Origin of the sequence: Streptomyces colwelliae (assembly GCF_048158785.1) — a bacterium.
Taxonomy (GTDB): Bacteria; Actinomycetota; Actinomycetes; order Streptomycetales; family Streptomycetaceae; genus Streptomyces.
The window spans coordinates 1-7231 of the sequence record NZ_JBLTJC010000468.1; the positions used below are offsets into that span (position 1 = coordinate 1).

The 7231-nt window shown below is 68.4% G+C and carries 6 protein-coding genes; 4 read left to right on the plus strand and 2 right to left on the minus strand.

Annotation, left to right across the window (positions count from 1 at the left end; all coding sequences use genetic code 11):
* The coding region (locus tag ACNFOC_RS47910) for an FmdB family zinc ribbon protein (RefSeq protein WP_416965292.1) at positions 1 to 193 on the minus strand (193 nt) is incomplete at its 3' end.
* A gap of 252 nt (positions 194 to 445) precedes the next feature.
* Between ACNFOC_RS47910 and ACNFOC_RS47915 the strand changes: the two genes are divergently transcribed.
* From ACNFOC_RS47915 to ACNFOC_RS47925, 3 genes are all read left to right on the plus strand, one after another.
* A complete protein-coding gene (locus ACNFOC_RS47915) occupies positions 446 to 2677 on the plus strand; it encodes a transglycosylase domain-containing protein (protein WP_416965293.1) in 2232 nt (743 codons plus the stop codon).
* 43 nt (positions 2678 to 2720) lie between these two features.
* Entirely contained in the window at positions 2721 to 4001 is a 1281-nt protein-coding gene (locus ACNFOC_RS47920) for a polysaccharide deacetylase family protein (RefSeq protein WP_416965294.1), read from the plus strand.
* A 109-nt stretch (positions 4002 to 4110) separates the two neighbouring features.
* The gene (locus ACNFOC_RS47925; protein ID WP_416965295.1) at positions 4111 to 5280 is read left to right on the plus strand and encodes an amidase domain-containing protein; all 1170 of its coding nucleotides are present in this window, start codon (positions 4111 to 4113) and stop codon (positions 5278 to 5280) included.
* 76 nt (positions 5281 to 5356) lie between these two features.
* Here ACNFOC_RS47925 and ACNFOC_RS47930 read toward each other — a convergent pair whose 3' ends face one another.
* Entirely contained in the window at positions 5357 to 6064 is a 708-nt protein-coding gene (locus tag ACNFOC_RS47930) for a TetR/AcrR family transcriptional regulator (protein ID WP_416965296.1), read from the minus strand.
* Positions 6065 to 6167: 103 nt separating this feature from the next.
* On the opposite strand from ACNFOC_RS47930, the gene ACNFOC_RS47935 reads away from it, so the two are divergent.
* Positions 6168 to 7028: an SDR family oxidoreductase gene (locus ACNFOC_RS47935; RefSeq protein WP_416965297.1), complete on the plus strand. Its 861-nt coding sequence runs from the start codon at positions 6168 to 6170 to the stop codon at positions 7026 to 7028.
* The last annotated feature ends 203 nt before the right edge of the window (positions 7029 to 7231 follow it).

Genomic DNA, 7231 nt, shown 5'->3' on the forward strand with positions numbered 1-7231 from the left:
CACAACAACCGCCCCCGCCGCCCGCACTGGGCCCGGGGGCGGACGTAGTACCGCCCACGGCCACGGCGGACAGAAGCTTCACGGTGTCGTCGTGCCCTGCGGGGCAGTCCGCCGGCGCGGAGGACTCCGCCATGGGCCGGCTGACTTCGAACGTGGTCCCACAGGTCCGGCAGCGGTACTCGTAGCGAGGCATGGCAGCAGGCTAACCCCACCCTCACATGAGTGCGGCACCTTGTTTTTTCATGAAGGTTTCGGCTGTGTCCTGTTCTGTCGTTTTCTTATATGGAGAACTTGCGAAGACCACTGGTAATTTGAGGGCGCCGCGTGATCTGTGAGGCCGGGGGGAACCGGGATTTGCAGTCGCGTCCCGGCAACCGTTTCAGACCCTCGTACGTCAATGCGTCTGCCTGTGCGAGCAATACGGAGTGCGGAGGGGAGTCGCGTCGTGACCCACGAGGGGGACGGGGAGGAGCGCCAGGCACCGGACGAGACCATGCAGTTGAAGCTCCCCGCCGGGTTCAGGCCGGACGAGACCATGCAGCTGCGGTTGTCCGACCTGGAGATACCGGAGGCGCCGGAGATACCCGAGGGGGAGACGAAACCGGTACGGCACCGGGGGCGCAAAGCCCACCGCGCGTCCCTCCGCAGCCGTCTCTCCCGCCTCGCCGCCGTCCTCCGTACCCGTTTTGCCCCCGTTGCCGCCCGCCTCGCCCCGGTCGTGATCTTCCTCACGCCGTATGTCCGCAAACTGCGCCCGCAGTACCCGCGCCCGGGCCGGGCCGGCTGGCGCCGCTGGATGCCCTCCTGGCGGCAGTGGGCGGGGGGCGTGCTCGCCTCCATAGGTCTCAGCGGACTGTTCCTGGTCGTCTCGTACGCGGCCACCGACATCCCCTCGAACCTCAACTCGTACGCCACCCAGCAGGACAACGTGTACTTCTGGTCCGACGGGACGCCCATGGCCCGGACCGGCTGGGTGCAGCGGCAGGCGATGCCGCTGAAGGACATCCCGACCGACGTCCGCTGGGCGGTGCTCGCCGCGGAGAACGAGAGCTTCTACAGCGACCCCGGCATCTCCATGAAGGGCATCGCCCGCGCCCTGTACCGCACGGTCGGTGAGGGGGACACCGAGGGCGGCTCGACGATCACCCAGCAGTACGTGAAGAACGTCTACCTGACCCAGAACCAGACGGTGAGCCGCAAGTTCACCGAGGCGATGATCTCCCTCAAGCTCGACAACAAGATGAGCAAGGACAAGATCCTCGAGGGCTATCTCAACACCAGCTGGTTCGGCCGCGGCACCTACGGCCTCCAGCGCGCCTCCCAGGCGTACTACGGCAAGGACGTCAGCCAGCTCAACGCGAGCCAAGGCGCCTTCCTCGCCTCGCTGTTGAAGGGCGCGGGCCTCTACGACCCGACGCTGAGCAAGGCCAACCACGCCCGGGCGGTGGCCCGTTGGTCCTGGACCCTCGACCGCATGGTGAAGATCGGCAAGCTGTCGCCGGCCGAGCGCGCCACGTACAAGACCTTCCCCGAGCCGCTCAAGCAGTCGAAGACCTACGACACCGGCAAGCAGAGCGACTACCTGGTCGAACTGGCCACGCAGTACGTGAAGAAGACCGCGCACATCTCGGACAAGGACTTCGACCTCGGCGGCTACCAGATCTACACGACGTTCGACCGCGACCGGGAGACCGAGCTGACGGACGCCGTGAACAAGGCCCGCAAGGACGCGCGGAAGAAGAACGCCGACACGGCGAAGACCGCGCACTACGGCGCCTCCTCGGTGGCCTCCGACGGCCGGATCCTCGCCGTCTACGGCGGCCCCGACCACCGTACGCAGGGCTACAACGACTCCAACGCCACGACTGTGCCCGCCGGTTCGGCCTTCGAGCCGTTCGTCTACGCGGCCGCCCTGGAGCACGGGGTCACCAAGACCCGTGGCAGCCCGCCGACTTCGGTCACCCCGGACACGCTGTACGACGGGGACGACGCCGTGCCGGTCACCACACCCGAGGGGCCGTACTGGGACCGCAGCGGGAAGAAGGTCGCCGCGCACAACGACGGCGAGAAGTCCTACGGGCAGATCAGTCTGCGCCAGGCCCTCGCGCAGTCCGTGAACACCCCGTTCATGCAGCTCGGCATGGACACCGGCCTGACGACCGTACGGAAGACCGCCGAGGCGGCCGGACTGCTGTCGTCCAGTTTCGGGGCGCAGGTTCCCGCGCTGTCGCTGGGCAACGCCACGCCCAGCGCGCTGCGCATGGCGAGCGCGTACGGCACGTTCGACGCCGGGGGCGTCCACACCGAGCCGTACTCGGTCCGCCGTATCACCCGCAACGGCGCCACGGTCGCCCTGGAGCGGCCGGAGCCGAACCGGGCGATGGGCAAGGAGACCGCGCGTGAGGTGACGGAGGCGCTCACGGACTCCTTCGGCCTCGCGCATCCCACCGCCGCCAAGGCCGCCGGGGCCGAGGTGGCGGGCAAGACCGGCACCACGCAGGACGACACCGCGGCCTGGTACGTCGGGACGGCCAAGTCGGTGTCGACCGCCGTCGTCGTCTACCGCATCGACCTGGGCAAGAGCCTGGAACCCCTGCCCCTGAAGGGAGTTTCCGGCACCCCAGCAACAGACGTCCCCTACGGCATCTGGTCGAGAGCCATGACCCCGCTCGGCTGACCACCGCAGCGAAACCGCCACCTCCTCGCAGAATGAGCCGCCCATGAAGCCTCGGACGAAGGCACCGTCCGGCCGCCGCCGCAGAGCCCCTGAACCGCGCCGTCGTACCCCCAAGCCGGGGTTCCTCACCCTGGCCGTGTTCCTTGTCGTCGCCTCACTGGTGACCGGGTACCTGGCGCTGAACCGGGACAACACGGCGCCGACCGCGTCGGCCGGCAAGAACGCCGAGCCGAAGTCGACCAAGGAGCCCGCCTGGGACGGCAAGACGCAGGTGCTGGGGGACGGTTCGACCTCGTACACGGGGCCGCAGACGGACCAGTTGAAGGCCGTGCCGCTCAAGCCCGGTGAGAAACCACCCCAGTTCGTCGTCTTCTCCTGGGACGGGGCCCTGCAAGGGGACGACAAACTCTTCTCGCACTACCGGGAGATGGCCAAGGAGTACAACGCCCACATGACCTTCTTCCTCACGGGCATCTATCTGCTGCCCAAGAGCAAGAGGGACCTGTACCACCCGCCCATGCACTCGGTGGGCTCGGCCGCGATCGACTTCCCGACCGACCAGCACATCCGGGACACGCTGGAGCAACTCCGCCTGGCCTACGAGCAGGGCAACGACATCGGCACCCACTTCAACGGTCACTTCTGCGAGGCCAAGGGCGGCGGTGACTGGAGCGTCGCGCAGTGGAAGAGCGAGATCGACCAGTTCTTCTCCTTCGTCGAGAACTGGAAGACCAACACCGGCTACACCGACATCCCGGCCCTGCCCTTCGACTTCAAGAAGGAGGTCGTCGGCGGCCGCGCTCCGTGCCTGGAGGGCCAGCCCAACCTCCTGAAGGCGCTGAAGGGTTACGGCTGGCGCTACGACGCCAGCTCCCCGGGCGACTTCCAGATATGGCCCACCAAGAAGGACGGCCTCTGGGACTTCCCGCTCGAACTGCTCCCCTACGGGGACAACATCCAGGCCCTGTCGATGGACTTCAACTTCCTCTACAACCAGTCGGGCGGCACCACCCAGGGCGACGCCTCGAAGTTCGCCGACTGGGAGAAGAAGACCGTCGACTCGTACATGGCCGGCTTCAACCGCGTCTACTACGGCAGCCGGGCGCCCCTGTTCATCGGCAACCACTTCGAGAACTGGAACGGCAGCATCTACATGAAGGCGATCGACCAGATCATCCCGAAGATCTGCACCAAGAAGGGCGTCAAATGCGTGTCCTTCAGGGAGCTTTCGGACTGGATGGACGTTCAGTCGCCCCAGACTTTGCAGCAGTTGCGCAGCCTGGACCCGGCCCAGTCGCCGGACTGGTCCACGGTGGTCAAGTGACCTCCCGCGACTGGTGAACTGACCAAGTGCAACCCCCTTCACAGGAGCCACACATGGCGTGCGAAGATGCCCTCGCCCGGTAGGCGTACCGGCGTAGAGGGGAACACCATTGAAATCCAGAAAACTGAGCCGTAAGCGGAGCCGTACGGCCATAATCTCGGCGGCCGCCGCCTCGGTCGTCGCCGGCGTCGCCCTCGTGCCCAACTGGAGCGCGGGCGCGGCCGTCGTCGACGACCCGACCGTGAACGCCGCGACCAAGGCGACCTTCCAGAAGCTGGCCGACGCGGTCTTCACCGACCGCACCCAGGCGCTCGTCCACGGGGCCACGACGAAGCAGACCGCGTCTCGCTTCTCCGGCGACGTCCGCCTCTCCAGCACCCAGTCGCGCGACGAGAAGTCCGCGCTGAGCCAGCTGCGCGGCCGCCAGAGCAGCATCGCCAAGCTCGGCGAGACGTACAGCACGGGGACCACCAAGGTCACGCTGGACGCGACCCGGGTGACCGGCCGGACCGCCAAGGCCGACGTCACCGAGACGACCACGCTGACGTACGCGAAGGCCACGGGGAGCGAGCCGAAGACCACCGGCTTCCAGGCCCACCACGAACTGACCTTCAAGGCCGACCAGCAGGGCACCTGGCAGCTCTCCGGCATCCAGGACACGGACACCGGCGGCCTCGCCGTCAACACGGTGGCCAAGCCCGCGGTCAAGGCCTCGCCCGCCCCGGCCGACGACGGCAACACCACGCCGGACGCGCCGCGCGCGGCCACCACCCGCAACCCGGTGGCGGTCCCGAAGACGAGCACGACGTACGACTACAAGGCGATGGCGACGTACGCCGAGAAGTACTGGAACGTCTACAACACCGCCTACCCGGACTTCAACGGCCACGCGGACGGCGGCGACTGCACCAACTTCGTCAGCCAGTCCCTGAAGGCCGGCGGCTGGAAGCACGTCCCGGGCTATGTGTACGACTACACGAAGTGGTTCGGCACCGCCGACATCCAGTCGGACTCCTTCGTCGGCGTCAACGAGTGGTCCTGGTTCGCGCAGAACTCCAAGCGCACCACCCCGCTCGCCAACGTCTACCAGCTGGAGGTCGGCGACGTCCTCCAGATGGACTTCGACCGGGACGGCGCCAAGGACCACACGATGATCGTGACGGCCAAGAGCAACGGCATCCCGTACGTCACGTACCACTCGAACAACACCCTGCGCAGGTCGGTGGCGAGCCTCGTCGCCTCGTACCCGAACGCGTACTACTACGCCTACCGCACCTGAGATTCGTAGTCCGGCACAGCTTCGTCGGCCCCCAGTCGCTTCGGTACGCGACTGGGGGCCGGTTCGTGTTCAGGGCTCAGGTCGTTTCGCGGGCGATCCGGTCGAGCCACTCCCGCAGCAGGCTCAGCTCGCCGTCGGTGAGGACGTCGGTCCGCTGGAGTACGGCGCGCAGGGCCACGGCGGCGGGGACCGGGCCGGGGTCGTCGCTCACCGGGGCCTCGGTGGTGATCGCGGCGATCACCGACTCCCGTGCCAGCGTGGACAGTTCGAGGTCGCGCCGGTCCTCGGGCAGGCCGATGAGACTGATCGCCGTACCGCTGCCGGCCGCGTGCACGAGCTGGGCGGCACGTTCCTCGCCGACGCGGAGCCGGCCCGCCTCGGCGATCCGGTGGATGTGCCCGGCGAGGATCTCGGCGCCCGCGACGGCGGCCTTCGGCGGGGTCGCGCCGGGGCGGGGCTCGGCGTACATGAGCAGATACAGCGCCGGGTTCGCGAGACCGAAACCGATGTGCAGGTCCCAGCCGGCGCGCAGGTCCGCGACCGGGTCGGCGGTGGGCGCCAGGTCGGTCTTGCTGTCGAGATAGGCCGCGAAGCCCTCCGTGGCGACCGCGTCGAGGAGCCCCTGCTTGTCGCCGAAGAGCCGGTAGATGGTCGGCGCCTGGACCCCGGCCGCGCTGCCGACGGCCCGCGTCGACACGGCCTCGCGACCGCCCTCGGTGAGCAGCTGGGCGGTGGCGGCGAGGATGCGGTCGCGGGGGCTGCGGTTGTCGTCGTCGGCAGACATGGGAAGAACGCTAACAGAAATTCGTTAGCGCCTGTTCGGTAGCGATGCTACTGTCGACAGCATTAGCGGTTAATGCGTGCTGTTCTTCGTGGAGGTAGTCGTCGTGATCGTCGTCACCGGAGCCAATGGGCAACTGGGCAGGGGAGTCGTGGACCGGCTGCTCGTCCGGATCCCCGCCGAGCGGATCGCCGTGAGTGTCCGCGACCCGGAGCGGGCAAAGGCGCTGGGGGAGCGGGGAGTCCGGGTCCGCCGGGGCGACTTCGACGACCCCGCGAGCCTGACCGACGCCTTCGAGGGGGCCGAGCAGATCCTGCTGGTGTCCGCCGCGAGCACGGGCGACACGGCACTGCGGCAGCACCGTACGGCGATAGCGGCGGCCCGGGATTCCGGCGCCCGCCGCGTCCTCTACACCAGCCACATGGGCGCGAACCCGGCCTCGCCCTTCGCCCCGATGCCCGACCACGCGGAGACGGAGGGCGAGTTGAGGGACTCGGGCGTGCCCTTCACGTCGTTGCGCAACGGCTTCTACGCCGCTACGACCGTGATGCTTCTCGGCGCGGCCCTCAAGACCGGTGAGTTGTCCGCGCCGGAGGACGGTCCGGTGTCGTGGACGGCACATGCCGACTTGGCCGAGGCGGCGGCGATAGCGCTGGCGGAGGAGGGGCGGTTCGACGGGGTGACCCCACCGCTCACCGGCACGGAGGCGCTCGACCTGGCGGAGGTGGCGGCCCTCGCCTCGTCGGTCACGGGCCGCACGGTCAAGCGTGTGACGGTGACCGATGAGGAGTACCGGGCGGGGTTGGTCTCGCATGGCGTACCGGAGGAACAGGCCGACATGCTTGTGGGCCTCTTCCAGGCAAGCAGGGAGGGGGAGTTCGCTGAGGTGAGCCCGGTGCTGGGGGAGTTGATCGGGAGGCCGCCGACACCGCTGCGGGACGTACTGCGGGAGGCCCTGGCGGCGTAGGAGATCGGTGTCGTGGGAGAGGGGCCTCAGTTGTGTCCAGGGGTTCCGCGTTCCTCGCGGATCTGGCTGACGACCCTCGCTACGGACTGGCGTACCGCCTCCGTCTCCGTCAGGAAGTGCCAGTAGTCGGGGTGGCGGCCCTCCAGTGTGGTGATCGCGCGGTCTAGGCGGGCTACGGCGTCGTCGAGGGGGCGGGCGTGGCG